This is a genomic window from Actinospineispora spinosispora DSM 44797 (assembly GCF_000429025.1).
Lineage (GTDB): Bacteria > Actinomycetota > Actinomycetes > Mycobacteriales > Pseudonocardiaceae > Pseudonocardia > Pseudonocardia spinosispora.
On sequence record NZ_AUBB01000035.1, the window covers coordinates 56,726 to 83,620 of the forward strand.

Genomic DNA, 26,895 nt, shown 5'->3' on the forward strand with positions numbered 1-26,895 from the left:
GTGCCGATCCGGATGTGCTTGGAGCTACTCACAAGCGATCCGTCATCTGAGTCCGTCCTGGGGGATCTGGTCGAGCGCGATGCCGTCGACCCGCTCGGTGTCGCTGCGGGTGGCGGTCACCGCGGCCGGCGCCTGCGGGTCGAGCTCGAACAGCTCACGCAGCGCCTCGGCGTACGTGTCGCCGCCCGGCGCCTCGGCGAGCTGCTTGACCCGCACGGTCGGGGTGTGCAGCAGCTTGTCGACCACGCGGCGGACGGTGCGCGCCAGCTCGTCGCGCACCTCGGGCTCGATGTCGGGTAACCGGCCGGACATGCGCAGCAGCTCGGCGTCGACGACCTCGGCCGCGCGGCGACGCAGCGCCGTCACCGTGGGGGTGACCTCGGCGGAGCGTTGCGCGGACAGGTAGTGCGCCACCTCGTCGGTGACGATCTGCCGGGCGGCGCGCACGGTGCCACCCTCGGTCCGGTCGGCCAGCCGCTCGTTGAGGCTGACCAGGTCGATCACCGTGACGCCGGGCAGCTCACCGACGGAGGCCTCGACGTCGCGGGGCAGCCCCAGGTCGCAGATCACCAGCGGTCGGTCCCGGTGCCCTGACGCGTGTGCCACGACAGCGGTGGTGAGCACCGTGCCGACAGCTCCGGTGCAGGTCACGAGCACGTCGGCGAGCGCGAGCTCGCCGCCGATCTCGTCGAGGCCGACCGAGCGGGACGGGAGCCCCTCCTCGGTCTGCGCGGCGGCGAGGCGCGCGGCACGCTCGGGCGTCCGGTTGGCGACCACCAACGAGCCGATCCCGGCGCGGCGCAGATGCGCGGCGGCCAGCGCCCCCATCGAGCCGGCGCCGACGACGAGCGCGCGGCGCCCGGTCAGGCCGCCCAGCACGGTGTCCGCGTCGGCGAGCGCCTCGGACACGACCGACGCACCGGCGGCGTCGATGTCGGTCTCTGAGTGCGAACGCTTACCGACCCGCAGCGCCTGCTGCGCCAGCTCGTGCATGACCCGGCCGGCCGTGCCGACCTCGGTCGCCACGCTGTAGGCGGTCCGCAGCTGACCCAGGATCTGGGCCTCGCCGATGACCATCGAGTCGAGCCCGGCGGCCACCGCGAACAGGTGCTCCACGGCCGACGCCGCGTAGTGCACGTAGAGGTAGGAGCTCAGCTCGCTGACGTCGAGCCCGGCGTGCCTGGCCAGCACGCCGGACACGTCGGCCAGCCCGCCGTGGAAGGTCTCCACCACGGCGTAGACCTCGACCCGGTTGCAGGTGGAGAGCAGCACTGCCTCTCCGACACCGCCGGTGCGGGTCAGCTCGTCGAGAAGTTTGGGTGTGTCCTCACTGGACACGGATGCACGCTCGAGAACCTCGACCGGGGCGCTCCGATGCGACAACCCGACCACAAGCACGCTCATCGCGGTACCACCGCCGTATGTCCGTTCAGCACGCCGGCACCATGGACAGCACTGTCAGGTCCTTCGTTCTCCCCGTGCCGGCGGGCCACGTGGAAGGACAAAATCTGCATCTCCACCGCAAGGTCCACCTTGCGTACCTCGACCTCGTCGGGCACCTGCAGGACGACCGGGGCGAAGTTCAGTATCGACCGCACCCCTGATGCAACCAGCTGATCGCACACTTTTTGCGCGGAAGCCCCTGGGGTGGCGATCACACCGATGGTGACGCCGTGCTGGGAGCACACGTCCCGGATGCGGTCGATGTGCTCGACGAGGATGCCGTTGATGTGGATTCCGACCAGGTCAGGGTCCACATCGAAGAGCGCGCACAGCGGAAAGCCCCGGGTGGAGAAGCCCGGATAGCCGGCGAGCGCGTGACCAAGGTTACCCACACCGACGAGCGCGACGGCATGGCGATGGGTCAGCCCGAGGGTGTACTCGATCTGGTGAACCAGCCTGCGGACCTCGTAGCCGACGCCCCGGGTGCCGTTGGACCCGATGTAGGACAGGTCCTTGCGCAGCTTCGCCGAGTTGACGCCGGCCGCGACCGCGAGATCCTCACTGGACACGGTCTCGCTGCCGGTGGTAGCCATGTCACCGAGTACCCGCAGGTAAACAGCGAGGCGGGCGACCGTCGCGTCGGGGATGACCCGGTCGAGCTTGGTCTTCATCTCGACTGCCTCGCGGGCCTGTCCCGTACTCGACGGATCGGCCTGCGGATGCAACGTCACGCTGGCTACTCCTCGATCCCTGCTGAACTCTCCGCCTGGTGAATGGCGTGAGCAGTCACGGTAGCCGCTTGTGAACGCAGGCACAAAGTAGCGATCTTGGTAGCCGGTCTGGTAGAGGGCGTTGTGGCTGGGTTTACTGCTCGTGAGTGGCAAGGGGTCCTATAGCAACCATGGGCACTCACGACCAAAAAGCGGTCGTGAGTGCCCATGGTTGCTACGCCTTCGGCGCCCCTTCGGGGTAGGGCCCCTTGCCACTCACGGCGGGGGAACTACTGGTCGTCCTTCGGCATCATGACGCGGTCGATGACGAAGACCGTGGCGTTGGCCGTGGGCAGGTTGCCGCACAGGACGTGGGCCGTCTGGTTGGCGTTGTCCTTGATGTTCATCGTGTCGCCGGCGTCGGTGATCGTCAGGTTTCCGCCCTGCAGCGTCGTGACGGTTCCGGCGGCGGCCAGGCCGGCGCGGTCGTAGCGCTTGACCACGACGTGGTACTTCAGGATGTCGCCGAGTGCGTTCTTGTCGGCGAGCAGCGCGTTGAAGCGGTCCGGACCGATGCGCTGCTGCAGGTCGGTGAACGCGTCGTCGTAGGGCGCGAACACGGTCGCGGCCTTGGCGGAGTTCAGCGTGTCCGCGATACCGGCCTTCTGCACGGCCGTGGTCAGGGTCTTGAGCAGCGGGTTCGTGGCTGCTGCCGCGGCGACCGGCTGACCGGCCATCTTGAGCGCGGACCCGGGGACGCCGCCCTGCGGCAGCTGCTGGCATGCCGGGCCGAACGCCTGCTTCGGGGTGGTGATGCCGGCGGCCGAGGCCTCCGACGACGGCGAGGGAGCGGCCGCCGAGCTACTGGGCGGCGTGGCTTGCGGGGTGTCGCTGCCACATGCCGCCACCGAGACGGCCAGCGCGGCCATCATTGCGGCAGCGGCGACTCGGGAGAGGCGCTGGTTCTTCCTCACAGGTCTGTTCCTCCTTGAACGTCCGGTTGGGTCCGGACTGGACGGCCGGAACCTCGACTGTCAGGCCGCCGCGGCACGGGTACGGCGCCTCGGTCGCGCATTCACCCTGCGTCACATTGTGAACACGGACCGAGATGGCGGTCAGGTTAGCGCTGGTCCTGGTCTCCCACGCCGTGGGGATATACAGACCCGCGAAAAGCCCCCCGAACGGGAGAGGGTCAGGCCGCGCTGAAGCTGATGATCGGCCATCCGCTGGCGCCGTCGGGCACCGGGTCGGCGCGCAACGCGGTCTGCACCGCGCCGGTGCCGTCGGTGGCGCGGGACTCGACGAGATGGTCACCGGGCGGCACGGTCAGCTCGGCCCGCCACATACGCCAGCTGTCCCGGTTGACCTCGGTGGCCAGCTGAGCCTGCTGCCATGGGCCGCCGTCGACGCGCACCTCGACCTTCGACACTCCCCGGTGCTGTGCCCAGGCGATCCCCGCGACGGTGACCTGCCCGGCGGGCACCGACTCGAACCCGCGCGGCTTGTCGATGCGCGACTCGGTCTTGATCGGCGCGAACCGTGCCCAGCCCCGGTCCAGCCAGTACGGCGACCTCGCCTGGAACGTCGTGAGTTCCAGGTCGGCCAGCCACTTGGTCGCCGAGACGAACCCGTACAGCCCCGGCACCACCATCCGGACGGGATAGCCGTGTTCGAGCGGCAACGGGTCGCCGTTCATGCCCAGGGCCAGCATCGAACCCCGGTCCGGCTCCATCACGACGTCGACGGGCGTTCCGGCCGTCCAGCCGTCGAGGCTCGTGCTGTAGAGCTGCTGCGCTCCCGGCTGGACACCCGCCTCGACCAACAGGTCCCGCAGGTCGACGCCGATGAACCGCGCGGTGGAGATGAGGCTGCCGCCGACCTCGTTCGACACGCAGGCCAGGGTGACGACACGTTCGACCAGCGGCCTGCGGAGCAGGTCGGCGTAGGTGATGGTGAGCTCGCGGTCGACCATGCCGTGGATGCGCATCGACCAGCTCCGCGCCGCGACCGCGGGAAGCCTCAGTGCGGTGTCGATCCGGTAGAACTCCTGGTTCGCGGTGAGGAAGGTGGGCGTTCCGTCCGCCACGAAGTCCGCGCCTTCGGGGATCGGCGGCGCAGGTTGGGTTGGCCTGAGCAGCGGCGCGAGCTCGGTCTGCGACCCGGTGATGTCCACGCCGGCGCCGAGCAGGTAACCGCCGATGCCCGCGCCCGCCGCTCCCACTCCAACGGCCGCCGAGGAGATGAGCATGTCGCGCCTGCTCACCCCATCCAGGTCCTCGATGAAGGTGTTCGGGCCGAGGGCCCTCGCGTAGGCCTTCTCGTGCAGCCAGCGGAAGCTCCACAGCCCGGCGCCGACCGAGGCGAGCGGCGCCACGACGTCCGGCAGGGTGAAGACCGGGGAGAACACAACGGCGGCCAGCCCGACCAGGCCCAGGGCTCCGACCGTCATGCGTCCTGGTCTCGCCGTCCGCCTCGACGCGAGGCCGGCGATGACCGCGACGAGCACCAGGGCCACACCCACGCCCAGCAGCAGGCCGACCTTGTCCGCCTTGCCCTGGGGCAGCCCCGGGAACGCCAGCGACTTGCCGAACTCGACCAGTGGCGCGGGGGCGATTCGTACGACCGTGTCGGCGACCGCCTGGTACGGCGAGGACAGCGGGGAGACCACTCCGGCCACCAGGTGGCCCACACCTACCGCCGCCGCGAAGGCCAGTACCGAGATCCCGGCTGCCTGGCCCGCGGGGATGCGGGGTTCCTCGGGGGTGGACCGGCCCGGGGCCTCGGTGGTCGCTGTGCTCATAACACTGGTTCGTACCACCGGCGGGTCACGGCTTGGTTTCCCGGCTCACCGCCGTCAGCGATCGGTAAGGACCCCTCCCCCCGCGAGTCGCTAGATCTCGCGGCGCGAGTCGGGGATTGCGCGGGGTGGGGTGCTGTCCCCGCTGGCCATTCAGTGTCTTGGCGTGGTCGGGCGGCCTCAACCCCCGGCTTCGCCGGCCTCGCGCTCGTTCCTGGTTGCACGCGTTCGGGGGCGAGGTTTCAGGGTTGACCCCGCCCGACCACGCCAAGTGCAGGCCAGGATCGCGGGGAACGGGGGAGTCTGCGGAGCCTTCGCGGCCCCGGCGGAGCTTTCGCGGCCCGCGAAGCGACCCACCCGCCTCAAACGTCACACCTCGCAGAGGTTCGTGTTGCGTCGCAGATGCTGCAGTGTCTGCGACGCAACGTCAGGGTCTGCGAGGGTCGCGGTAGGGCTACCGGGGGCGGCGGGCCAGGGCGGCTCTGAAGCGGGGTTCTTCCACCTCGAAGTAGCCGTGTTCCTTGCCGTCTATCAGGATCACGGGGACACGGTCGCCGTACTCGGCCCTCAGTTCGGGGTCCGTGTCTATGTCCGTGCTCGACCAGGCGACGCCCAGCTCGCCGCAGATTCGGGCGACCGCCTCGGACGCCTTGTCGCACAGCGAGCAGTTCTGGCGCGTCATGAGGACAACCGGTGTCGTCATGTGCGTTGCTCCGCCCGCAGTTCCATGCGCGCGATCTTGCCGGTCGCCGAGTGCGGCAGCCGGTCCCTGAACTCGATCACCGAGGGGTGCTTGAACCTCGCCAGGCGGGACACGCAGTACTCGCCGATCTCGTCGGCGGTCAGTTCAGCGCCGGGGGCAGCCACGATCACCGCCTTGATCGCCTCGCCGGTGCGCGGGTCGGGGATGCCGACCACCGCCACCTCGACGATCGAGGGGATCTCGGCCAGAACCTGCTCCACCTCGTGCGGGTACACGTTGAAGCCGTTCACGATGATCAGGTCCGACGCCCTGTCCACCAGGTGCAGGTCGCCGTCGGCGTCGATGAAGCCGACGTCGGAGGTGCGGAACCAGCCGTCGGCGTCGGGGCCGCCCTCGCCGTCCGGCCAGTAGCCGGAGAACAGGTTCGGGCCCCGGACCGCGACCAGGCCGGTGTCCGGCTCGCCGTCATCGAAGGACTCGTCGTCCGGATCGGGCTCGGCATCCGACGAGGAGGAGCCGTCGGCGTCGACCAACCGCAGCTCGACGCCGGGGACCTCGTCGCCGCCGGGCAGCGGCCTGCCGACCGAACCGGGCTTGACCAGACCGCCGACGAGGGTGCTGGTCAGCACCGGGCCGGTCTCGGTGAGGCCGTAGCCGTCGTGCAGCTGCAGGCCGGTCGCGTCGGCGAAGTCCTTCGGCAGCGCGGGAGCCAGCGGGGCGCCGCCGGCGACGCACAGCCGGACCGAGACCAGTCCGTCTCGCAGGCGCGTGGCGGGCACCCCCAGCAGGGCGCGGTAGGTCATCGGCACGCCCGCGAGCACGGTCACCCGCCGGGACGCGACGACGTCCAGCAGCGCCTCCGGGTCCAGGCGTTCCACCAGCACACCGGTGGCACCCGCCCAGCAGACCTGCAGCAGGCCCGCGCCGAGGCCGTAGATGTGGAACAGCGGCAGCTGCAGCAGTACGCGGTCGGCGGGGCTGACCGGAACGGGCCGCAGCAGCGCGGTCTGGGCGCGGTTCGCCAGCAGCGCCCGATGCGACAGGCGCACGCCGCGCGGTACCCCGGTGGTCCCGGACGTGTAGCCGAGCACCGCGATGTCCTCGCCGCCACGCTCGGACGGACCTGCGTCGACCGACGCCGGGACCACGGTGAGGTCCGGTGCGGGCAGCCGGGTCGCGGGCACCGCGCCCAGGACCGCGTCGGACTCCTCGGCGACCACGACCGTCGGCGAGGAGTCGCCGATGATCACGGCGAGCTCGCGCTCCGGGGAGTGCGTCCCGACGGGCACCGCGATCGCACCGGCACGCAACGCACCGAGCAATGCGACGCAGTAGCCGGCGCCGTGGCCGAGCCGGACGACCACCCGGTCGCCGGGCCGGACCCCGGCCGCACGCAGCCGCACCGCTTCGGCCTCGGTCGCGGCGTGCAGAGCCGACCAGGTCAGCTCTAAGCCGACGGCGGGTTCGAGCAGAGCGGGATGGTCAGGGCTGCTGGCCGATGCGGCCGCCACAAGATCTGCCACGTTCCCGGTGAAGGGACTCGTGAACGCACCCGGTCCGGCGGCATCGCTGTGGCTGGGCTGGCTGGTCACGGCCGCAGTCTGGCATGTCCCTCGTGCCGCTCACCGCACACCCACCACACACCGGTTCACACCTGTTGATCACTACGGACGCAGTAACACCAAGCGCCCCAGAAACCCCGACAACACGATGAGTGGCACCCGAAAGGCGGAACGATTGCCGCCATTGAACGGGGGTGCGTCCGCTCATCGGACTAGAGCACCCGTTCGTCGGTCGATCGACACGCCCACAAACCGCTGAACGTTGCAAACTCAACGTCGACCGCCCGCTATGGGCCGTTCACCGGCTGAAATTCAGGAACGCGGGGATGCGGTGAAAGGTTCCCGGGCTTCGGCTCTATGCTCCTTTTTCACGGCCGACTGGGCAGGCGGGGGTTCGGTCGACCTGGCACCGTCGATCCCGAGGGAGCGCCACATGCTGAACGTCACCGGCACCGAGCCGGTCCCGTCGCGAGGACCCTCGAGACGGGTCGCGACGAGCTACCCCCGTCGGGAATCGTGACCCGGCCGTTTAGACCAACGAGACTCCTGCGCTCCGAGCAACGCTCGGACCCAGGAGCCACTGGTCACATCTCAGCCAGGCAGGCGGACCCGGCGACACAACGGATCGATCAGCGCGGCGAACAGCCCGCCGGTCGACGTTCCGACTACGTACCGGTCCTCCCGCGCCCTCGGCCGGACGAGGTCCCGGCACCACCGTTGCCCGAGCACGCACCGCAGCAGTCCTCCGGTCCCGCCCGGCAGCGACCGCCGGAGACGGCGCGGCCGGACGCACCGAGGGTCGCCGAACCCCGAGTCGAGCAACGCTCCCCTCAGGCTCCCCAGCCCCCTCAGCCTCAGCAGCCACTTCCGTCACCGGAGTCGCTCGACGAGCCGGAAGACACTTCGGGCACGGAGAGCAACGGGCTCGCGGGGTGGGACCTGGTTCGCGCCACCCAGGCGGGCGACCAGCAGGCTTTCGGGCAGCTGTACGACCGCTACCACGAAATGGTGTTTCGTTACGTTCTGTTCCGGGTCAGCGATCGTCAGCTGGCCGAGGACCTGACCGCCGAGACCTTCCTGCGTGCACTGCGGCGCATCCAGTCGGTGAGCTACCAGGGCCGTGACATCGGCGCCTGGTTCGTCACCATCGCCCGCAACCTGGTGCTCGACCACGTGAAGTCGAGCAGGTACCGCCTCGAGCAGACCACCTCGGAGATTGCGGATCTTTCGCCGTCAACGACCGGCCCGGAACAGCAGGTTCTGGACGGGGCGACACACGAGGAGCTCCTCCGCTGTGTTGCCAAGTTGAACTCCGACCAGAAGGAATGCATCGCGTTGCGCTTCCTGCAGGGCCTGTCGGTCGCCGAGACCGCGCGCCTCATGGGACGCAACGAAGGCGCCGTCAAGGCACTCCAGCACCGAGCCGTCCGCAGGCTCGCCCAACTACTCCCCGAAGGCCTCCGATGAACGCGGTGTCCCCCACCCGGGGGCTAGCGCGCAGCGTTACATCTCACGCGGATTTTGCGCTCCCCTCACTCGATATGATGAACGGCGTCACCCCCGTAACCGTCCGTCCGCTGACTCGTTGTGTAGATCAGGGTCGGGGAAGCACGGTGATGCAGTGAGGACGGGAGACATGTCCACGGGTGAAGGCCGGGAGCGTGAGCGGTTCGCCGCCGCGGTGGAGCGTGGGTTGGGGTCCATGCCGCCGGGTGACGACGAGCTCCGCCAAGAGCTGGAGTTGGTGGCGCTCCTCCGGGAGAGTCGCGCGGCGCTGGCACCGAGTGCCGATGCGTCGGCTCGGATGCGCGCCAAGGTCATGGCGGCAGCCGCGACCATGATGGCTCCGGCCGACGGCCGAACGGATTCCGCGCATACCGCGGCCACCACCGCGCCGGATGCCGGCGCGCCGACCCTGGTGGACAATCCGATACCGGTCATCGCCGAGACGAGCGACGAGACCACCGAAGAGACGCAGAGCAACGTCGTCTCGATCGGACGCGCACGCGGCAAGCACCGGTTCAGCAGTCGGAAGGCGAACACCTCCCCCGGCCTGAACCCGCACCGCAGGGGCCTGCTCGGGATCAGCGCGGCAGCCGCGCTCATGGTGCTCGCGGTCACCGGTGGTGGCGCGATGTTCAGCCAGAACGCGCTGCCCGGCGACAGCCTGTACGGCGTGAAGCAGGCCTCCGAGTCCGCGATGGTCGGCCTCACCCCTGGTCAGGGCAACAAGGCGCAGCGTCAGCTCGACTACGCGGCCACCCGGATCGGCGAGGTCCAGAAGCTCAACTCCAGCGCCGACAGCCCCAACAAGGCTGCCGACATCAGTCAGGCGCTGAAGGGCTTCAACGAGCAGACCGAGTCCGGTTCGCGCATGTGGCTGGCCGGTTCCGGTACCAGCAACAGCGCCGAGCTCGGTGCGCTGGCCAACTGGTCGCAGTCGCAGCAGCAGAAGCTGTCCCAGATGCGCTCGACCATGCCGGCGAGTGCTCAGCCCGACGCGGACCACTCGATGCGTCTGCTCGAGGACGTCCGGACCAGGGCTCAGCAGCTGCGTAACCGTCAGGGCTGCGACAAGGTCACCTCGGGTACCGACCAGCTGGGCCCGGTTCCCGCGAAGGGTGCCTGCACGTCGAAGGAGAGTCTCGGCGGTTCGACCGTCAAGCTGCCCTCCTCCGACTCGTCGGACAAGTCGAGCTCGTCGAGCGAGCCGTCCAGCGACTCGGACTCGTTGGATTCGTCCAGCTCCGAGAAGTCGAGCAAGTCGGAGAAGTCGAAGGACGACTCGGACGACACGCCGAAGCTGCCCGGTATCGGCAACCTGACCGGCAAGGACGGCGTCTCGCTTCCGGAGAAGCAGCAGACCAAGGGCGGCGACGTGCTGCCCAAGGAGAAGCCGGCGCTCAACCTGCCGATTCCGCTGCTGCCGATCCTGTTCCAGCCGCTGTCCTCCGGCCTGTCCGGCAAGACCGACGGCTGACCTTCCGTGGGCGGAGCCCCCTGCTGGTAACCGCAGGGGGCTCCGGCACCACAGCGCAACAAAATCCAGCGACTCACGCTGCACAATCCAGCGACTCGCCCGACAACACCCAGCGACTCGCCCGGCAGAATCCAGCGACTCGCGCAACAACGGCTAAGCCGGCTCCGCGAGTCTCCGAAGGAGTTCCGGCGAAGGCCGGGCAGTGAATGTCCGCAACCAGGCTCCCAACCCGGACGGCGGCTCCCAGGGCGACAACAAGCGCGCGCCCAACCGAGGAACGAGGTTTGTTTTTCCGGGAGTACCCCCGACGGCGAAGCCGAGGGGGTGGTCACGGAAAAACTCCGCGCGAAACAGGCCAAGCAAAACCAGTAGGCTTAGTGGGTACACACGCACCCCGCTGATCGGAGGCGTTGGGTGGCTGTCCCACCTGGCTCTGGACCCGCTGACGTAGGCCAACCGGGCACCGAAGGCCCGGACACCGAAGACACCGACAGCCGTGAGTCCGCGCGCGCGGCAACCGCACAGGACGAGCACTCGCACGCCAGCTCGGCGCAGATCGCCGGCGAAGCCGCCGCCGCTGCCGCCGTGGCGAACCTGGACCCGACCCTGGAAGTCCGTGACACCAGCGGCGCGGTGGTTCCACTCGATCTCACCGCCGCCGCCTTCTTCGACGTCGACAACACCATGATGATGGGCGCGTCGATCTTCCACTTCGCCCGAGGGCTGGCGTCCCGGAAGTTCTTCGACTCCTCGATGCTCGCCGGGTTCGCCTGGCAGCAGGTGAAGTTCCGGCTCGGCGGCCGGGAGACCCCGGAAGGCATGCGCAACAGCAGGGAGAGCGCGCTGTCCTTCGTCGCGGGGCGTTCGGTGTCCGAGATCGTCGAGCTCGGCGAGGAGATCTACGACGAGCTGATGGTGGACCGGATCTGGCCGGGCACCAAGGCGCTGGCCAACATGCACCTCGACGCGGGGCAGCGGGTGTGGCTGGTGACCGCTACCCCGGTCGAGCTGGCGCTGATCATCGCACGCAGGCTCGGGCTCACCGGCGCGCTGGGCACGGTCGCGGAGAGCGAGAACGGTCTCTACACCGGACGCCTGGTCGGCGAGGTGCTGCACGGCCCGGCCAAGGCACACGCGGTGCGGTCGCTCGCCGCCCGCGAAGGGCTCAACCTGCGGCGCTGCTCGGCCTACTCGGACTCGGTCAACGACGTGCCGATGCTGTCCGTCGTCGGTACGGCCGTCGCGGTCAACCCCGACTCCGAGCTGCGTGACATCGCCCGCCAGCGCGGCTGGGAAATCCGCGACTTCCGCACCGGACGCAAGGCCGCCAAGATCGGCGTTCCCTCGGTCCTCGGTGCCGGGGCGGTGGCGGGAGCCGTCGCCGCCGGCCTCGCCTACCGGCGCCGCGCCTGAGCCAGACCAGCCGCACCGGCGGCCACGGGAGCCTGCGGGTGCCGCGCACCGGCTGCCACTCCAGCTCCGCTTCCGGCGCCGCCGACCGCGGACCGGGGAACCGGACGAACAAGGCACGCGGGGCCGCCTCCGCCGTCCGACGCGCCAGCGCCGCGCCGAGGCAGTAGTGGGGACCGTGCCCGAAGCTCGTGTGGTTTCTCCGCGTCCGGCGGGTTCCCGGGCGATGTCGAGCCGATCCGGCTCCGCGTACCGGCGGAGGTCGCGGTTGGCTGCCAGCACCACCGGAGTAGCTCCTGGATCGCGGCTCCCTCACCGGCCGACCGAGGGAGAAGCGCCGTGCGGCACCGGTTGATCGCGAGCTTCGAGTCAACCCCGATGCACTCGGGGCGCTGCTCGGCCAGCCGGAGCATTGGACATACCACGCGTCTCCACCCGGAACCAGCGACGGCTCGGCTATCGCCGCCGAAGCTGGCGGGGCGGTATGTTGCCGTCCGGGCCGTTGCCATGGGAGAGGACCAGGCGCTCCACGGGCTGACCGGTGAGCTGAGCGATGACGTCGAAGTCCTTGTCCACATAGACAAGCCCGGCACACTCAGCCGCCGCGGCGATGACCAGATCCGGTGTCGACGGGCCGCGATGCCGGCCTCGATCGGCCGACGAGGTCGGCACGCTCACGGCGCGATCCTCGATCGTGGGCGTCAATCGTCAGTCTCGTCCCCACACACGGCCCATGACATCCGGATCGGCCAGGTCGGCGAACCTCTCCGCGAACCGCGGCAGGTCCTCCGTCGTCACAGGGCGCCTCGGATCAGCACGTCGGGCATGGGCCACCTCAGCCGGTGAAAGCGTTCCTGCGCTGGCTCAGCAGGCTGTAGAGGGTCTGCTGGATGGTCTCGCGGACCTGGTCGGTGATGTTGAAGACCAGCATCGGGTCCTCCGCATCGGCCGGGTCATAGCGGTCGGTGCGGATCGGCTCACCGAACTCGATGTACCACTTCGACGGCAACGGAACCATGCCCAGCGGCCCGAGCAGCGGAAACGTCGGCGTGATCGGGAAGTACGGCAGCCCGAACAGCCGGGCCAAGGGCTTGAGATCGGCGACCATCGGGAAGATCTCCTCCGCACCGACGATCGAGCACGGGATGATCGGTACCCCGGTCCGCATCGCGGCCGACACGAAACCGCCCCTGCCGAACCGCTGCAGCTTGTAGCGGTCCTTGAACGGCTTGCCGACACCCTTGTAACCCTCCGGCCACACCCCGACCAGCTCGTCGGAGTTCAGCAGCCGCTCGGCGTCCGGGTTGCAGGCCAGCGTATGACCGGCCTTGCGCGCGATCGAACCGAGCATCGGGGTACGGAACAACAGATCCGCACCCAGCATCCGCAGGTGCCGCCCAGCCGGGTGGTGATCGCGCAACGCCACGGTCGTCATCATCGCGTCGATCGGCAACACACCGGAGTGGTTCGCCACCAGCAGCGCGCCACCCTCGGCCGGCACGTTGGACATCCCGAGCGTCTCCACCCGGAACCAGCGCTCGTACAGCGGACGCAGCGTCGGCATCACCAGATGGTCGGCGAACTCACGGTCGAAACCGAACTCGTCGATCTGATAGTCGCCCGAGGCCCGCCGACGCAGGAACGCCAGCAGGTCGGCGAGCCGTTCCTCCCACGCGGGCATGGCCTGCGAGGCCAGCTCGGCGGCCGACGGCTCCGGCTGCACCGGATCCTGGGCCACCGGACGCCGTACGACACGAACCGGCGACAGATCCTGACGGTCGTTCCCGGCCTGGCTCTTCCGCTGCGCGGTCGCCACGGCCGCCTGCGCGGCGCGATGCGCCCCGTTGCGACCCTGCTCGCCGTGCAATGGGATGACTCGTGCCTCGGGCACCGCTTGCTCCCTCATCGAATGGCTCGGGCTGTGGCCAGCACACGCTTCTCCATCGCGCTCAACTGCGCGGATGAGATCACCGGGCGGAGCTGACGGCCCTGCACGAAATCGTCGAAGGCCTGCGTGGTGGTCCAGCGCGGAGTGAACCCGAAGGTGTTCCGCAGCTTGTCGGTGTCGACCACGCGGCCGAAGTTCAAGAACCGCATCTGCTCGGACGTGAAGTCGAGCAGCCGCGTGCTGCGGAAGAGCCTGGCGACCGGCCCCACCACACTGTCGGGCAGGGAGACCTGCACCCGACCAGCGCGTCGGATCGCCTGGGAGAGCATCAGCACCCCGGAGGCTCCGACGTTGAACGTCCCCGGAAGGTCCTCGCGTGCCGCCTGCTCGAGCACGGCCAGTGCGTCTTCCGAGTGCAGCAGCTGCATGCGGGCGTCGTAGCCCAGCACGGTCGGCACGACCGGCAACGTGAAGTACCGGGTCATCGCCGTGTCGATGCGTGGCCCCACAAAATTGGCGAACCGCAGCACCGCGACGGACACATCGGGACGGCGGCGAGCGAAGCCACGCACGTAGCCCTCGATCTCGGCGGCGTCCTTGGCGTAACCACCGGCGGGCAACGCCTTGGGCGTCATCGACTCGGTGAAGATCGCCGGGTCGCGCGGGCTGGAGCCGTACACGGCCGTGGTCGACTTGAGCACCAGCCGCCGGATCCTGGGTGACCGCTGACAGGCCGCCAGCAGCTGCATCGTGCCGATGACGTTCATTTCCTTCATCGCCACCCGGCCACCGGACACCCCGGGGTTGGACGACAGCGAGGTGTGCAGAACGGTATCGACCTCGGCGGAGGAGATCACCTTGGCGATGAGCGGGTTGCGGATGTCGGCCCGGATGAACTCGGCCCGGCCCATCCCCCGCAGCAGCTCGCGCGACGGTGGGAATGTGTCCACGCCGATGACCCGGTCGATACTCGGATCAGCGGCGAGTCTGGCCGCGAGGTGTGCGCCGATGAACCGGCTGACGCCCGTGACCAGAACAACCGAAGGCGCCACCAAGTACTCCTGAACGTCGCTAGCTACGTGTCCGCGACGCCCGATGCTAGTACCCGAACCGGGTGCAGTGGCCAGACGGAGGTGGAATTCACGCACACCTAACGTCTGGTGATTCTGGTTGTTGCCCGGATCCGGTGTCCAGGCGGTGGCTGGCAAGGCAGCGGATCGCCTGCATATCGGGCATATCCAGGTGATCCGCCAACGCCGCCGGGCGCCGCCTGGGCGCCGGAGGCGGGCATCAGACCAGGATCACCAGACGTTAGCGTCTGGCTACCCAGCTGAAACCCCTGAGTGTCGCTCGCCAGCACCCCGACCGCCCGGCGCGAACCAGGTGGCCGAGGTGTGGCTGTGCAACTTTACTTGCCGAGCTTGCGACGCTGGACGCGTGTCTTGCGGAGCAGCTTGCGGTGCTTCTTCTTCGACATACGCTTACGACGCTTCTTGATGACCGAGCCCACTCGGCAACACCCTTCTGGTCCGACGGAATGCGGCCCGACCTCGGGCACTGCCCGGAACTCCGACCGCCACTCACCAGCGGCGAATCCACGGCAAGTACTAAACGGCGAGTCTACTCGCCATGGGATGAGGCGCGCTCACCCCGTACCCCAACACTGCAATCGATCACCCGGCGTCGTGGTAGGCGTTGCGCAGGTAGTCCTGGACGGCGTCACGGGGAACCCGGAACGATCGGCCGACCCGGGCAGCCGGCAGCTCTCCCGCGTGCACCAACCGGTACACCGTCATCTTCGACACCCGCATCATCGATGCGACCTCAGCGACGGTCAGGAACTGGACACGACCCAGATCCGAGTCGCCCGACTGCTCTGCCGCCATGTCCGCTCCCTTGCTAACACTGCGTCGCCACAAGCGCCACTTGGCCGAGTCCGTGATCTCTGTACTGAGGTCACAGAGACCGGGGTGACCCAAGTCTACGTTATATCGCCGCTTACGAGTGAACTGCCCCCTGAATGGGGCACCTCTTACAGCATAACGGCTACACAGCGTTATTGCGCCCAAGTTCTTTGGATCGATTCCAGGCAGCTTCGATCGCTTCGGACAGCGCCACTCGCGTCCCATGACGTTCCAACTCGCGCAGCGCCATCGCGGTCGTGCCGCCGGGAGAGGTGACCGCCTCGCGCAACACGACCGGGTGCTCACCCGACTCACGCAACATCCGAGCGGCGCCGACCGAGGTCTGCACGATCAGCTCGGTGGCGAGCGCCCGAGTGACCCCGAGCGCGACTCCGGCCTCGATCATGGCCTCGACCAGGAAGAAGAAGTACGCCGGACCGGAACCGGACAACGCGGTCACCGCATCCTGCTGACCTTCGGGAACCCGGACGACGCGCCCTACTGTGGTGAGTACCCGCTCCGCTTCGTCGAGCTCCCGCTCGCCGGCAAGACGCCCTGGTGAGATGGCAGTCATCGCCTCACCCACCACCATCGGTGTGTTCGGCATCGCCCGCACCACCGCGACATCACCGAGCCTGCGCTCGAAAAGCTCCGTCGGCAGCCCGGCACACAATGAGAGAACCAACACACCGGGCCGGATGCTGGCGGCCAGCTCGACCAGTACCTGATCGATGTCTTGTGGTTTCACCGCGACCACGAGCAGCTCGGCCTTCTCCGCCGCCTCCGCCACGCTGACCCGGCGGATCCCCAGTCGGTCGGAAATCTCCGCCGCCCGGTCCGCGTGGCGTTCGGTGAAGAAGAGCTCCTCACCCGCCTGACCAGCCTTGACCAGGCCGGTCAGCAACGCTTCACCAATCTTTCCGGCGCCCAGCACCGCAATGCTCGTCATCTTCCGGACAGTAGATGCCGTGCCCGACAGGTTTACGGTCGGGCGGCGTCTCTACCGTTGCGCAAATAACTGAGTGTGTCCGCCCAGCGGAATGAGTGCGCTAAATAGGTGGCCGTTCACCCACGTGGGAGGGGTGCCAACGCCAGCTGCCGGGCCTGGCACACCAGCCGGCCGGTCGAGTCGATCACCGCCATGTCCTCGTCCAGCCAGCCACCGGCGATCGTCATCGTCGAGGACTGCAGCCGCAGCCACCCCGGCGCGGGGCGCGCCCGCAGGATCGCGGTGAGCTGCACCGTCGGCGCCCAGCCCGGCAGGCCGAGGTTGAACAGCACGGGCGGCAGGATGTCGCCGGCCAGGATCGCGAACAGCGGGTCGGGCTGCTCGCCGCGCGGCCGCACCCAGCCTCGGATGATCGGCTCGCCGCGTTCTTTGCGCAGGTACTGCGACGTCGCCGGGTCGATGCGCACCTCGCACGCGCTCGCCAACGGCGGCACCGGGCCCTTCGCCTCGGACGTTCCGATCGCCTCGACCGGCGGTTCGGCGCCGAGCGGCGGCAGGTCGGTCCACAGCACGGACGCGTCGTCGGACACGTCCGGCAGGCGGCCAGCGGTCACGGAGGCGGCGAGGATGGATCGTCCATCCTGCTGCAGCACCGACCGGACGACCGACGCGGTGCGTCCGACCTTCAGCACCTCGGTGGTCATCTCGACCGTGCCGGTCGACGGGGCACGCAGGAACTCGCCGCTGACCGCGAGCGGTTCGCTCACCTCGTCCGCGCCGGTGTGGGCGGCCAGTCCGGCCAAGCCCGCCTTCGTGACCAGCGCCAACAGCAGGCCACCGTGCTGTTTGCCGCCACCGACCTCCCAGGCGGCGTTCAGCTCCGCGCGGTAGCAGCCCGAACCGACCTCGTCGAGTTCGAGCGCTGCGGAGAACGGCGTCGGTCCCAGCGGGCTCTCGGTACCGACCGAGAGAGAGCTACGCGTCATGTAGTAGCTCTATCACCCCACCGCACATCGTGAGTGTTGAGTGTTGCCAGGGCAACACTCAACACTCACGAGTGATCAGGCGCGGGGCGGGACCGGGACGGGCTCGGCGTGCGGGTAGCGGGCCTGGGTCGGGACCAGCGCGGGTTGCGGCGTGTCCAGGGGCTGCAGGTGCAGCTGCGCGAACAGCAACGACTCGGCGAGCATCGCGGCCCTGTCGTGGCGGGTGCGGGCGCGCCGCGTGCTGATCTCCAGCACCACTACCCCGGTGAACCCGGTGTGCAGCAACCGTTCCAGCACCTCGGCACACGGCTGGTTGCCCCGACCGGGAACCAGGTGTTCGTCACGCGTCGTGCCGCTGCCGTCGGTGAGGTGGATGTGTTCGAGACCGGGACCCATGCGGTCCATGAGCTCCAGTGCGTCCACTCCGGCAGCCGAGGTGTGGGACAGGTCGAGTGTGTAGAAGCGGTGCCCGACGTCGGTCGGGTCCTCGCTCGGCGAGTACGGCACAGCACGCATGCCGGCGCGCCGCACCGGGAACATGTTCTCCACCGCGAGCGCCACGTCATAGCGCTGGGCGACCGCCTCGACCGTGTCGGCGAAGGCCAGCGCGTAGTTGCGCTGCCACCGGAACGGCGGATGGACCACCGCGGTCACCGCGCCGAGACGACTCGCCGCCTCACCGGCCCGCCACAGCTTCTCCACCGGGTCGGTCCCCCAGACCCGCTGGGTCACCGCCAGACACGGTGCGTGCACCGCGAGCACCGGCACGCGGTAGCGCGCGACCAGGCGCTCCACCGCGTTCAGGTTCTGCGACACGGGGTCGTTCCACACCATCAGCTCGACCCCGTCGTACCCGAGCTCGGCGGCCAGCTGGAAGCCCGCCTCGGTCGATTCCGGGTACACCGAAGCTGTCGACAACGCGACAAGTGGGGCTCTCGACGGGACAGGACCGGTCAACGGGGCCACAGGCAACTACCTCAGCGGACGGCAAGCAACAACACGGCGGGAGAAATTGTTACTACCAGACCTACCAGAACCGCAAGCATTGTGGTTTGCAAATCGTCGCTTCGTCTGATGGCCCTGACCAACATCACAAGTCCGGCGGTGGCCGCGACCGCCGCGATCAGGGCGACCACCGGGAGGCGCTGCCACAGGTAGCTGAAGCCGATCCACAGTGCGGCGCCACCGATCGCACCGAGCACGAGCTGCCCGGCGAGTGACAGCCACACCTTGATGTTCGTGGGCGGCGGCTCGTCCTCGACGGAATCCGCGTCCTCAGCGCTCAGCCCGGCCGGTACGTCCTCCTCGGCCACCCGGCTCTTACGCCTCGGCGCGCGACGCGACCGACGAGAACGAGGCTGCTCGTCCTCCTCCTCGTCGTCATCGTCGGCTACGTCCGCCTTGGCCGGCTTGGTGCCGGCCTTCTTGCCCGCCGCGCCGAGCGCCACGGTCGCCGACGACACCTTGTCGTCCTCGTCCTCGTCGTCATCGTCGGCGAACAGATCGACCGGAGCACTGAACTCGGTGCCTGGCCCCGTGTCGGCCACGGCCTTGCGCGCGCCGCTCGACGTCGTCGGACCGCCCTCGACGGCGGGCAGCGGACCGGTCAGCGTCGAGTCGGTAGCCGACCGCGACGAGGCGGTGCCGTAGCGCGGGATGAAGTCGGTCGACTCCTCCGGCCTGCGCGGCGTCAGCGCATCGGAGCCGGTGGAGTAGATGTCGCCCTGGTAGGGCTGCGCCTCAAAACCACCGGTGCCGGTGTAGGCGTCGAAGGAGAACGAGTCCGGGTGCCCGTTGACCGACGGCGTGGCGCCGGTGCCGGTCGCGCCGAAGCTGCCGGTGCCCGAGCCGGGCCAGCCGCTCGGGGCGTCCGAGCCGAACGACTCGAACCCGCCGGTGCCCTGGTCGCGGTAGCCGTACTGGTCACCGTAGGACTGGTCGCTGTAGGACTGGTCGCCGTAGGGCTGCGAGGAGTAGTTCGGCACCACCGGCGTCGAGCCGGTCGACACCGAGGGCGGCGGCAGCTGGCTGTCCTGCTCGGGAGCGGGGAACCCGCCACCGCCCGGAACCCTGCGCGGAAGCTCGTCGGACCGCTTGTCGGATTTCGAGGACTTCGACGAACCCGCGCTCGCCGAACCCGCCGCCGTGTCCGGCGGCTCGTCGTCCTCAGCACGGCGGCGCCTGCGAGAGCCGCGCCCTTCCCCGCCGTGCTGCGCGAGCAGCTCGGCGACCGTCAGCTGACGTCCTTCAGATTCGGAGCTGTGGTCCGATGTCATCCCGTATACCGTGCCTCCTGCTCGGCAACCAGTCCAGAGGCCGTCGGCAGGCCCTGCGACATATGGCCGTTCCGGTTGGCTGCGTCGAGCCAGTCCAGACGTCGAAGGATAACGCCTTCGCGTAGCGCCCAGGGACCGATCTCCAATTGCTTCACTCCGAGCGCATGCATCGCGGCATCCGCGACGACCGCTCCGGCCACCAGCTGGTGCGCCCGGCTGGGGCTCACACCGTCGAGTTCTGCCAGGTCAGCGCCCGACATACGGCTGATGAACGCAGCCAGCTGATGCAGCCCGGTGTCGGTGAGAACCCGTCGCGCGCGGGGCCCGGCGCTGGACGGCGCGGCGCCGGTGAGCCGGGCGAGCGTGCGGAACGTCTTGGACGTGCCGACGGCCCGGTCCGGCGTGCCCAGCTTCGTCAGCCGGGCGGCCGCGGGAGCCAGTACCTCGTCGACATGTGCACGCAGTGCGTCGATCTCGCGGCGCGGCGGTGGGTCGGTGCTGAACCATTCGCGGGTCAGCCGCCCCGCACCGAGCGGGACCGACACCGCGACCGAGGGCAGCTCGTCGAGCCCGCCCGCCAGCTCCAGCGAGCCGCCGCCGATGTCGAGCACCAGCAGCTGGCCGGCCGACCAGCCGAACCAGCGACGCACCGCGAGGAACGTGTAGCGGGCCTCGTCCTCCCCTGGCAGCACCTCCAGCGCGACGCCCGTCTCGGCGTACACCCTGGCCAGCACCGCCGCCGAGTTCGGCGCGTCCCGCAGCGCCGAGGTGGCGAACGCGAGCAGGTCGCGGCAGCCCGCTGCGGTCGCGCTGGCCCGCGCGGCGGCCACCGCGCGCACCAGTGCGTCGGCGCCCGGTGTGGTGAGCCTGCCGGTCTCGTCGAGGCTCTCGGCGAGCCGCAGCGCGCTCTTCTCCGAGGTCATCGGCGTCGGGTGACCACCACGATGTGCGTCGACCACCAGTAGGTGGACGGTGTTGGAACCGACGTCGAGCACTCCGAGACGCACGATCGACCAACCTACCTAGGCTCGGAGGGCACCGCGACGAGTCGAAGATCTCAGGTCTCGAACTTGTACCCGAGTCCGCGCACGGTGACCAGGTGCTTCGGTGCCGACGGATCGTTCTCGATCTTGGACCGAAGCCGTTTGACGTGCACATCGAGGGTCTTGGTGTCACCGACGTAGTCCGCGCCCCACACCCGGTCGATCAGCTGACCCCGGGTGAGCACCCTGCCGACGTTGCGCAGGAGGTACTCCAACAGGTCGAACTCCTTGAGCGGCAGCGGCACCTCGCCGCCGGACACCGTGACGACGTGACGTTCCACGTCCATCCGGACCGGGCCCGCCTCCAGCACCTGCGGAGAGTTCTCCGCGTCCGGCCCGCCGTCGCCACCTCGGCGCAGCACCGCGCGGACCCGCGCGATCAGCTCGCGCGCCGAGTACGGCTTCGTCACGTAGTCGTCGGCACCCAGCTCCAGCCCGACGACCTTGTCGATCTCACTGTCCCGGGCGGTCACCATGATCACCGGTACGGCGGAGCGCTGACGCAGCGCCTTGCACACGTCGGTCCCGCTCATACCGGGCAGCATCAGGTCGAGCAGCACGATGTCGGCACCGTTGCGGTCGAACTCTTCCAGCGCATCCTGCCCGGTCCCCGCGACAGCGGCGGTGAACCCTTCCTTGCGCAGCAGGAACGCCAACGGGTCGGCGAAGGACTCCTCGTCCTCGACGATCAGCACCCTGGTCACAGCACTCCTCCTGATATCCGGCCGTTGTGTTCCGCCGCACCCGGTGCGGCGGTCGATCCGGCGGTGTCACCCGGTGACGGGTCCGACGGCTCGGGCGCGCCGTGCGCCGGAATCCGCAGCGTGAAGGTCGAACCGGTGCCGGGCCGGCTCCACAGCCGTACCTCACCACCGTGGTTGGCCGCCACGTGTTTGACGATCGCCAGCCCGAGCCCGGTGCCGCCGGTGGCACGTGACCGAGCTGGATCGACCCGGAAAAATCGTTCGAACACCCGCTGCTGGTGCTGCGGCGCGATGCCGATCCCCCGGTCGGTGACCGCGATCTCGACCACGTCACCGTTGCGGCGACGGCTGACCGAGACCGGGGTGTCCGGCGGAGAGTAGGCGATCGCGTTGTCCACCAGGTTCGACAGCGCGGTGACCAGCAGAGTGCGGTCACCGTCGACCTTCAGCCCGCTCGGCTCGTCGACGGTGATGCCGATACCGGTCGCCTCGGAGACCATGCGGGACCGGCCGAGCGCTTCGCTGACCACCTCGTCGACCTCGACCTCGTCGAGCTCGGGCAACCGTTCGGCGCCGGTCAGCCTGGACAGTGCGATCAGCTCGGTCACCAGGTGGCCGAGCCGGGTGGACTCCTTGAGGATCTTCGTGCCGAACCGCCGGACCTCCTCCGGTTCGTCGGCGGCGTCCAGCAGCGCCTCGGCGAGCAGCCCGACGGCACCCACAGGGGTCTTCAGCTCGTGGCTGACGTTCGCCACGAAGTCGCGCCGGGTGGCTTCCAGCCGGACCAGCTCGGAGGTGTCCTCGGCCTCCACGACCGCGAACCCGTCGCCCAGCGGCCTGACGTGACCGACGACGGCCTCCGGTTGCCTGCCCCGGTGTTCCAGCGGCGACAGGTCGACCTCGAGTGCGGTACCCGTCTCGATCGCCTGCTCGCACGCCTTGATGGCCCTCGCGTCGGCTCTGGCCAGCTGGACCAGTTCCAGCTCGGAGGCGCGCGGGTTGTGCAGCACGACGTCGCCGTACTGGTTGATCACCGCGAGACCGGTTCCGGAGGACTGCACCAGCCGATGGAGAAGGTCGGCAAACGTCGGGCCGATCGGCCGTCCGACGCTGGCCTTACGGCGCCGACTCCACAGCGCCCCACCGACGAATCCCAGGGTGAGGGTCACGACGGCCAGCAACACGCTCGCCAGGGCGTTCACGGCTGCATCCTAGGCAGGTTGGGTGCCCTGATGACCAGCCCAGACCCTCACACGTGACACTCATGACCCCCATCAGAGCCACAATTCCAACCCCGTTAACCCCCAGTTCACCCCCGTGAGTGGCAAGGGCGTCTACCGCGGAGCGGCGCGAAGCGTAGGCGCTCGGAGCACTCACGACAGCTTTTCCGTCGTGAGTGATCCGGGCGCCTATAGGCGCCCTTGCCACTCACGAGTCGACGGCGAAGCCGAGATGCCTTGAAGCCGGGCACGGGCTAAGCCGGGCACGGGCGCCGTGGTCCCGACCGCGTGCCAAGAGTGCGCTGCCCCGGGGTCCCTCGTGAGTGCTGAGGGCGCCTATAGCCGCCCTGGGCCCTCACGACGAAAAAGCGTGTCGTGAGTGCCCAGAGCGGCTACCGCTTCGCGGCCCCTGCGGGGTAGACGCCCTCATCACTCACGAGGGTTAGCGGCCCTGGTTTGCTACTGCTGCCGCTGCCAGTTCGGCCGCGGCCGGGTCCAGGTAGGTGCCGCCGGGGTTGAGGGGCTTCAGGTCGGCGTCCAGCTGGTAGCGCAGCGGAATGCCGGTGGGGATGTTCAGCCCGGCGATGTCGGTCTCGGAGATCCCGTCCAGGTGCTTCACCAGCGCGCGCAGCGAGTTGCCGTGCGCCGCGACGAGCACGGTGCGCCCGGTGCGCAGGTCCGGCACGATCGCCTCGTCCCAGTAGGGCAGCATGCGGTTCACGACGTCCAGCAGGCACTCGGTGGCCGGCAGCGCGGCACCGAGGTCGGCGTAACGGGGGTCGGCGTCCTGGGAGAACTCCGTCCCGGCCTCGATCGGCGGCGGCGGGGTGTCGTAGGACCGACGCCAGAGCATGAACTGCTCCTCGCCGAACTCGTCGCGGGTCTGCTTCTTGTTCTTGCCCTGCAGCGCGCCGTAGTGCCGCTCGTTGAGCCGCCAGTCGCGGCGCACCGGGACCCAGTGCCGGTCCGCCGCGTCCAGCGCCAGGTTCGCGGTGCTGATCGCGCGGCGCAGCAACGACGTGTGCACCAGGTCGGGCAGCACACCGGCCTCGGCGAGCAGCTCGCCGCCGCGTCGGGCCTCACCTTCACCCTGGGCGGACAGCGGGACGTCCACCCAGCCGGTGAACAGACCCTTGGCGTTCCATTCACTCTCGCCGTGTCGCAACAGGACCAGTTCGTACGGGGCGCTCATGGCGACAAGCTTGCCAGAAGCCCCGCCGTCGTCCGTCAGCCGACGGAGGCGGCGTGGGCCAGCTCGGGCGTTGTGGCGAAGCCCGCGACCCTGGCGGCGGCACCCTGGTGCGGCCACCGACCGGCGGCGCGCGACTCGGCGTCGGCACGCGACCGGCCACAGCCGCAGCTCTCCCGGTGCTCGATCGACACCGGTACCCGCACGGTGCGCCTCGGCTGGTTCGGGTTGGCGAGCCTGCTCATCAGCAGCTGCACCGCGCGCGCACCCAGTGCGTGGCAGGGCTGCGCGGCCGCGGTCAGGCCGGGGTTGACCAGCGGGGACCATTCGAAGTCGTCGAAGGCGACCACGGCGATGTCGTCCGGCACGCTGATCCGCCGCTGCCGCAGCGCGGTGAGCGCTCCCACGGTCATCGCGTTGTTCCCGGTGAAGATCGCCGTGGGCGGCTCGACGCGGTCCAGCATGCGCATCATCGCGCGCCTGCCGCCGTCGACGCTCGACTCGCCGCACTCGATGAGCGACGGGTCGACCGGGGCTCCGCGCTTGGCGTGCGCCCGCCGGAACCCGAGCTCGCGTTCGATCGTGGTGGACAGCCCGGGCAGGCCCGCGATCATGCCGACCCGGCGGTGCCCGACGCTGAGCAGGTGCTCGACGAGCGCACGCGAACCGGGCTCGTTCTCCACCGCGATCTGGTCGACGTCACCGCCCTGCACCAGCCGGTCGACCAGCACGAACGGCACACCCCGCTCGACGAGCAGCGGCTTGGTCCGCTCGGTCCACCCGGCGGTGGGTGCGAGCACCATCGCCTCGATGCGGTGCGACAGCAGGCTGGCCACCGCGCGCCGTTCGGTCTCCGGGTCGTCGTGACTGTCGGCGAGCACCAGCACCCGGCCGGCCCGCGCCAGCTCCTGCTCGACCCCCGCGACCAGGTCGATGGAGTAGGAGTTGGACGCCGCGATCGTCATACCGACGGCGGCCAGGTTGCGCGGAGCGTGTCCCGGCCGGGTGACCCGCCGCCGGTAGCCGAGTTCACGCAACACCCGTTCGACGCGCCTGCGGGTGTCCGGCGCGACCGCGCGGGTCCCGTTGAGCACGTGGGACACGGTCGTCGTCGAACACCCGGCCGCATCCGCAACCTCGGTCATGGTCGCCATCGACTGGTACCTCCCTCGGCCGGTGGACCGACCTCTCGCGGCTCTGTTCCGTCGGCGGAGGCGGGGTGAGCTTTGCGCAACCATCGACATAGGAGGCGAAGCTATAACATAGCTCGTCGTTCGACTACCTCAGATTTGATGAACCGCGGCCGCAGCCTCGGCGAAAGAGGACACCCGGGCACGCAGACACGGCGCACCCGTCGGCATCCTCAGGAGTTCAGGTACTCCCCGAAGAACGCCACAGTGCGGCTCCAGGCCAGCTCAGCGGCCGGACGGTCATACATGGACGGCGCGTCCCAGTTGGAGAACGCGTGGCCGGCGTCGTAGCGATGCACCACGGCGTTCGCCCTGCCGGCGAAGGACTTCTCCACGACCTCGACCTGCTCGCTCGGAATGTACGGATCGCGGTCGCCGTAGTGGAACATGACCGGTGCCGTGACCGAGCCGGCGAGACCGATCATGTCGTGGATGCCGGAGCCGTAGTACGGAACGGCCGCATCGACCCCCCGACCGTCCACCCTGGCGCTCGCCACACAGAGATAGGTGAGCGAGCCACCGAGACAGAACCCGACCGCGCCGACCTTGCCCGTGCAGGCATCCATGCCGAGCAGGTGCGCCAGCGTCGAGGTCATGTCGTGGCCGACCAGCTCGAAGTCCAGCTGCTGGACCATCGCCATCCCATCGGCGAGGCCCGACTCGTCCTTGCGCTCGAATCCCGGCTCGATCCGCCAGAACACGTCCGGGACGAGCACGACGTAGCCGGCCTCGGCCAGCCGAACGGCGAGCCCTCGCATGTTGTCGTTGACGCCGAAGATCTCCTGGAACAGCAGCACGCCCGGTCCGCTGCCCGCCTCGGGAAGCGCGCGGAACGCGGTGAACCCTCCCCCGTCGTGTGCGGTGATCCGCTCCGTACCGGTGGCCACACCCATGTCAGCACCCCATCTCACGTTTTCAAACGATCTTGCCGCGGAGACGCGTATGCCCCGGGCGCGGGAGGCGACCGGGGCACACGTTGGGGAGCGGACTGTGTCCGTGTGGGCGATCGCGTCGCCCTTGCCCAGATAACGATCCGGCCGACAGAAGGTGACGACCCGTAATAAACAGGCTGTAGTCACCGCACCCCCCAAACGAGAACGCGTTACTATCTACCCCGCATATATGACACTCTTCTTCGCCATGTATTTGCAACTGCAAGCACGCTATAGCAGCTGGAGGGCTGTCCGACAGACCCGGACAGCCGTCAAGATCACACCGTTCTCATGAGCACCAGGGCTCGCATCAGCTGTAATAGCACTGATGATAGGCCTAACGAGGGATGCACCCATCATCCGTTCGGCGCCGCTGAGCCGTACTCCCAACGAGTACACCTGAATAGGGCATCGCGAGGTACTTGATTCCCAGCAGTTCCACTGCCAAGGTTACTTTTCTCCGAGGGACGCGGTTTCGCCGCAGTCCACGAAGAGATGTCGCGGCCCGTCCCCCGTGGGTCGCGGAGCTGTCCGGCCACTTGCGTCCCCCACGCGAGGACACCGGACGGCTGGTGACACGGAGCGGCCCGGGAACACGACTCCCCCTCGTGAACCTGGGCCGCTTCGTCCGTATCTTTGGCCTGTTCCCGCGCGGAGCCTCGTTCCTCGGTTGGACGCGCGCTTGTCTGATCACCTTCTGCCTCGCCCGTTGCGTTCTGTGCAGTGCTTCGCACTGAACCCCCTGCGGGGAGACTCGCGGGAGCGAGACCTAGCCGACTTCGCCGAGCTCGCAGACTTCGCAGCACACTTTGCAAACCTTCGTGCTGCGTCGCAGATGTTGGAACGTCTGCGACGCGACATCAAGGTGTGCAAAGTGCAGCCACAGTGATCAACAAGGCCACGGGAGCGGGCTGCAGGCGCGATCGGTTCGCAAGCACGTAGGGGGTGCACGCACACCTGCCCCGTCCCCGCGATCCTGGCCCGCACTTGGCGTGGTCGGGCGGGGTCA

The 26,895-nt window shown here is 69.1% G+C and carries 24 protein-coding genes; 3 read left to right on the forward strand and 21 right to left on the reverse strand.

Features of this window, described 5'->3' with window-relative positions; genetic code table 11:
- Window positions 1-42: 42 nt before the first annotated feature.
- The 6 genes from G406_RS0117335 to G406_RS0117360 all read right to left on the reverse strand — a co-directional run bounded on the left by G406_RS0117335 (window position 43) and on the right by G406_RS0117360 (window position 7,245).
- Window positions 43-1,404, reverse strand: a complete 1,362-nt coding sequence (locus tag G406_RS0117335; RefSeq protein ID WP_037077127.1) for a glutamyl-tRNA reductase — start codon at window positions 1,402-1,404, stop codon at window positions 43-45.
- On the reverse strand, window positions 1,401-2,114 hold the full coding sequence (locus tag G406_RS47560) for a redox-sensing transcriptional repressor Rex (protein WP_084216147.1): 714 nt from the start codon (window positions 2,112-2,114) through the stop codon (window positions 1,401-1,403). The genes G406_RS0117335 and G406_RS47560 overlap by 4 nt, the downstream gene beginning before the upstream one ends.
- 329 nt (window positions 2,115-2,443) lie before the next feature.
- The gene (locus G406_RS0117345) at window positions 2,444-3,127 is read right to left on the reverse strand and encodes a fasciclin domain-containing protein (protein ID WP_245607143.1); all 684 of its coding nucleotides are present in this window, start codon (window positions 3,125-3,127) and stop codon (window positions 2,444-2,446) included.
- Between the two features lie 218 nt (window positions 3,128-3,345).
- A complete protein-coding gene (locus tag G406_RS0117350) occupies window positions 3,346-4,953 on the reverse strand; it encodes a molybdopterin-dependent oxidoreductase (RefSeq protein ID WP_037077129.1) in 1,608 nt (535 codons plus the stop codon).
- 451 nt (window positions 4,954-5,404) lie between these two features.
- On the reverse strand, window positions 5,405-5,653 hold the full coding sequence (locus G406_RS0117355; RefSeq protein ID WP_028934816.1) for a glutaredoxin family protein: 249 nt from the start codon (window positions 5,651-5,653) through the stop codon (window positions 5,405-5,407).
- A complete protein-coding gene (locus G406_RS0117360) occupies window positions 5,650-7,245 on the reverse strand; it encodes an AMP-binding protein (protein WP_051342242.1) in 1,596 nt (531 codons plus the stop codon). The genes G406_RS0117355 and G406_RS0117360 overlap by 4 nt, the downstream gene beginning before the upstream one ends.
- A 687-nt stretch (window positions 7,246-7,932) precedes the next feature.
- On the opposite strand from G406_RS0117360, the gene G406_RS55745 reads away from it, so the two are divergent.
- The 3 genes from G406_RS55745 to G406_RS0117375 all read left to right on the forward strand — a co-directional run bounded on the left by G406_RS55745 (window position 7,933) and on the right by G406_RS0117375 (window position 11,608).
- Entirely contained in the window at window positions 7,933-8,682 is a 750-nt protein-coding gene (locus G406_RS55745; protein WP_156934958.1) for a sigma-70 family RNA polymerase sigma factor, read from the forward strand.
- 169 nt (window positions 8,683-8,851) lie between these two features.
- The gene (locus tag G406_RS0117370; RefSeq protein WP_028934818.1) at window positions 8,852-10,195 is read left to right on the forward strand and encodes a DUF5667 domain-containing protein; all 1,344 of its coding nucleotides are present in this window, start codon (window positions 8,852-8,854) and stop codon (window positions 10,193-10,195) included.
- 555 nt (window positions 10,196-10,750) lie between these two features.
- Complete coding sequence (locus tag G406_RS0117375) at window positions 10,751-11,608, forward strand: HAD family hydrolase (RefSeq protein ID WP_037077150.1); 858 nt, start codon at window positions 10,751-10,753, stop codon at window positions 11,606-11,608.
- Window positions 11,609-12,061: 453 nt separating this feature from the next.
- Here G406_RS0117375 and G406_RS47570 read toward each other — a convergent pair whose 3' ends face one another.
- The 15 genes from G406_RS47570 to G406_RS0117455 all read right to left on the reverse strand — a co-directional run bounded on the left by G406_RS47570 (window position 12,062) and on the right by G406_RS0117455 (window position 25,847).
- Entirely contained in the window at window positions 12,062-12,283 is a 222-nt protein-coding gene (locus G406_RS47570) for a PIN domain-containing protein (protein ID WP_211241180.1), read from the reverse strand.
- Between the two features lie 157 nt (window positions 12,284-12,440).
- Window positions 12,441-13,496: a lysophospholipid acyltransferase family protein gene (locus G406_RS0117390; protein WP_064742954.1), complete on the reverse strand. Its 1,056-nt coding sequence runs from the start codon at window positions 13,494-13,496 to the stop codon at window positions 12,441-12,443.
- A gap of 11 nt (window positions 13,497-13,507) precedes the next feature.
- Window positions 13,508-14,545 carry an NAD-dependent epimerase/dehydratase family protein gene (locus tag G406_RS0117395; protein ID WP_028934821.1) on the reverse strand — a complete coding sequence of 346 codons (1,038 nt, stop codon included), beginning with the start codon at window positions 14,543-14,545 and terminating at the stop codon, window positions 13,508-13,510.
- A gap of 356 nt (window positions 14,546-14,901) precedes the next feature.
- Complete coding sequence (locus tag G406_RS55750) at window positions 14,902-15,003, reverse strand: 30S ribosomal protein bS22 (RefSeq protein ID WP_010241351.1); 102 nt, start codon at window positions 15,001-15,003, stop codon at window positions 14,902-14,904.
- A 163-nt stretch (window positions 15,004-15,166) separates the two neighbouring features.
- Window positions 15,167-15,379, reverse strand: a complete 213-nt coding sequence (locus G406_RS0117405) for a helix-turn-helix domain-containing protein (protein WP_028934822.1) — start codon at window positions 15,377-15,379, stop codon at window positions 15,167-15,169.
- Between the two features lie 160 nt (window positions 15,380-15,539).
- Window positions 15,540-16,346, reverse strand: coding sequence for a pyrroline-5-carboxylate reductase (proC, locus tag G406_RS0117410; protein ID WP_028934823.1), 807 nt, complete (start codon window positions 16,344-16,346; stop codon window positions 15,540-15,542).
- A 116-nt stretch (window positions 16,347-16,462) separates the two neighbouring features.
- The gene (locus G406_RS0117415) at window positions 16,463-17,332 is read right to left on the reverse strand and encodes a thioesterase family protein (RefSeq protein ID WP_051342243.1); all 870 of its coding nucleotides are present in this window, start codon (window positions 17,330-17,332) and stop codon (window positions 16,463-16,465) included.
- A gap of 75 nt (window positions 17,333-17,407) precedes the next feature.
- Window positions 17,408-18,250, reverse strand: a complete 843-nt coding sequence (locus G406_RS47575) for a sugar phosphate isomerase/epimerase family protein (RefSeq protein WP_245607144.1) — start codon at window positions 18,248-18,250, stop codon at window positions 17,408-17,410.
- Between the two features lie 59 nt (window positions 18,251-18,309).
- Window positions 18,310-19,608, reverse strand: coding sequence for a hypothetical protein (locus tag G406_RS54105; protein WP_051342244.1), 1,299 nt, complete (start codon window positions 19,606-19,608; stop codon window positions 18,310-18,312).
- Window positions 19,605-20,615 carry a Ppx/GppA family phosphatase gene (locus G406_RS47585; protein ID WP_051342245.1) on the reverse strand — a complete coding sequence of 337 codons (1,011 nt, stop codon included), beginning with the start codon at window positions 20,613-20,615 and terminating at the stop codon, window positions 19,605-19,607. Before G406_RS47585 ends, G406_RS54105 begins: the two co-directional genes overlap by 4 nt.
- Window positions 20,616-20,665: 50 nt before the next feature.
- Entirely contained in the window at window positions 20,666-21,355 is a 690-nt protein-coding gene (locus G406_RS0117435) for a response regulator transcription factor (RefSeq protein ID WP_028934825.1), read from the reverse strand.
- Complete coding sequence (locus G406_RS47590; RefSeq protein ID WP_084216143.1) at window positions 21,352-22,557, reverse strand: sensor histidine kinase; 1,206 nt, start codon at window positions 22,555-22,557, stop codon at window positions 21,352-21,354. Before G406_RS47590 ends, G406_RS0117435 begins: the two co-directional genes overlap by 4 nt.
- A gap of 460 nt (window positions 22,558-23,017) precedes the next feature.
- Window positions 23,018-23,767: a phosphoglyceromutase gene (locus tag G406_RS0117445; RefSeq protein ID WP_028934826.1), complete on the reverse strand. Its 750-nt coding sequence runs from the start codon at window positions 23,765-23,767 to the stop codon at window positions 23,018-23,020.
- Between the two features lie 35 nt (window positions 23,768-23,802).
- Window positions 23,803-24,918, reverse strand: a complete 1,116-nt coding sequence (locus G406_RS47595) for a LacI family DNA-binding transcriptional regulator (RefSeq protein ID WP_051342246.1) — start codon at window positions 24,916-24,918, stop codon at window positions 23,803-23,805.
- Window positions 24,919-25,127: 209 nt separating this feature from the next.
- A complete protein-coding gene (locus G406_RS0117455) occupies window positions 25,128-25,847 on the reverse strand; it encodes a dienelactone hydrolase family protein (protein WP_051342247.1) in 720 nt (239 codons plus the stop codon).
- Window positions 25,848-26,895 lie beyond the last annotated feature (1,048 nt).

What these genes read in the sequence shown, in the direction of transcription:
- G406_RS0117445 (WP_028934826.1), bottom strand. Translation starts at nt 23,767, where the DNA reads ATGAGCGCCCCGTACGAACTGGTCCTGTTGCGACACGGCGAGAGTGAA.
- G406_RS0117335 (WP_037077127.1), bottom strand. Translation starts at nt 1,404, where the DNA reads ATGAGCGTGCTTGTGGTCGGGTTGTCGCATCGGAGCGCCCCGGTCGAG.
- G406_RS47560 (WP_084216147.1), bottom strand. Translation starts at nt 2,114, where the DNA reads ATGAAGACCAAGCTCGACCGGGTCATCCCCGACGCGACGGTCGCCCGC.
- G406_RS0117415 (WP_051342243.1), bottom strand. Translation starts at nt 17,332, where the DNA reads ATGACGCGTAGCTCTCTCTCGGTCGGTACCGAGAGCCCGCTGGGACCG.
- G406_RS0117370 (WP_028934818.1), top strand. Translation starts at nt 8,852, where the DNA reads ATGTCCACGGGTGAAGGCCGGGAGCGTGAGCGGTTCGCCGCCGCGGTG.
- G406_RS0117355 (WP_028934816.1), bottom strand. Translation starts at nt 5,653, where the DNA reads ATGACGACACCGGTTGTCCTCATGACGCGCCAGAACTGCTCGCTGTGC.
- proC (WP_028934823.1), bottom strand. Translation starts at nt 16,346, where the DNA reads ATGACGAGCATTGCGGTGCTGGGCGCCGGAAAGATTGGTGAAGCGTTG.
- G406_RS54105 (WP_051342244.1), bottom strand. Translation starts at nt 19,608, where the DNA reads ATGACATCGGACCACAGCTCCGAATCTGAAGGACGTCAGCTGACGGTC.
- G406_RS0117405 (WP_028934822.1), bottom strand. Translation starts at nt 15,379, where the DNA reads ATGGCGGCAGAGCAGTCGGGCGACTCGGATCTGGGTCGTGTCCAGTTC.
- G406_RS0117350 (WP_037077129.1), bottom strand. Translation starts at nt 4,953, where the DNA reads ATGAGCACAGCGACCACCGAGGCCCCGGGCCGGTCCACCCCCGAGGAA.
- G406_RS47595 (WP_051342246.1), bottom strand. Translation starts at nt 24,918, where the DNA reads ATGGCGACCATGACCGAGGTTGCGGATGCGGCCGGGTGTTCGACGACG.
- G406_RS0117455 (WP_051342247.1), bottom strand. Translation starts at nt 25,847, where the DNA reads ATGGGTGTGGCCACCGGTACGGAGCGGATCACCGCACACGACGGGGGA.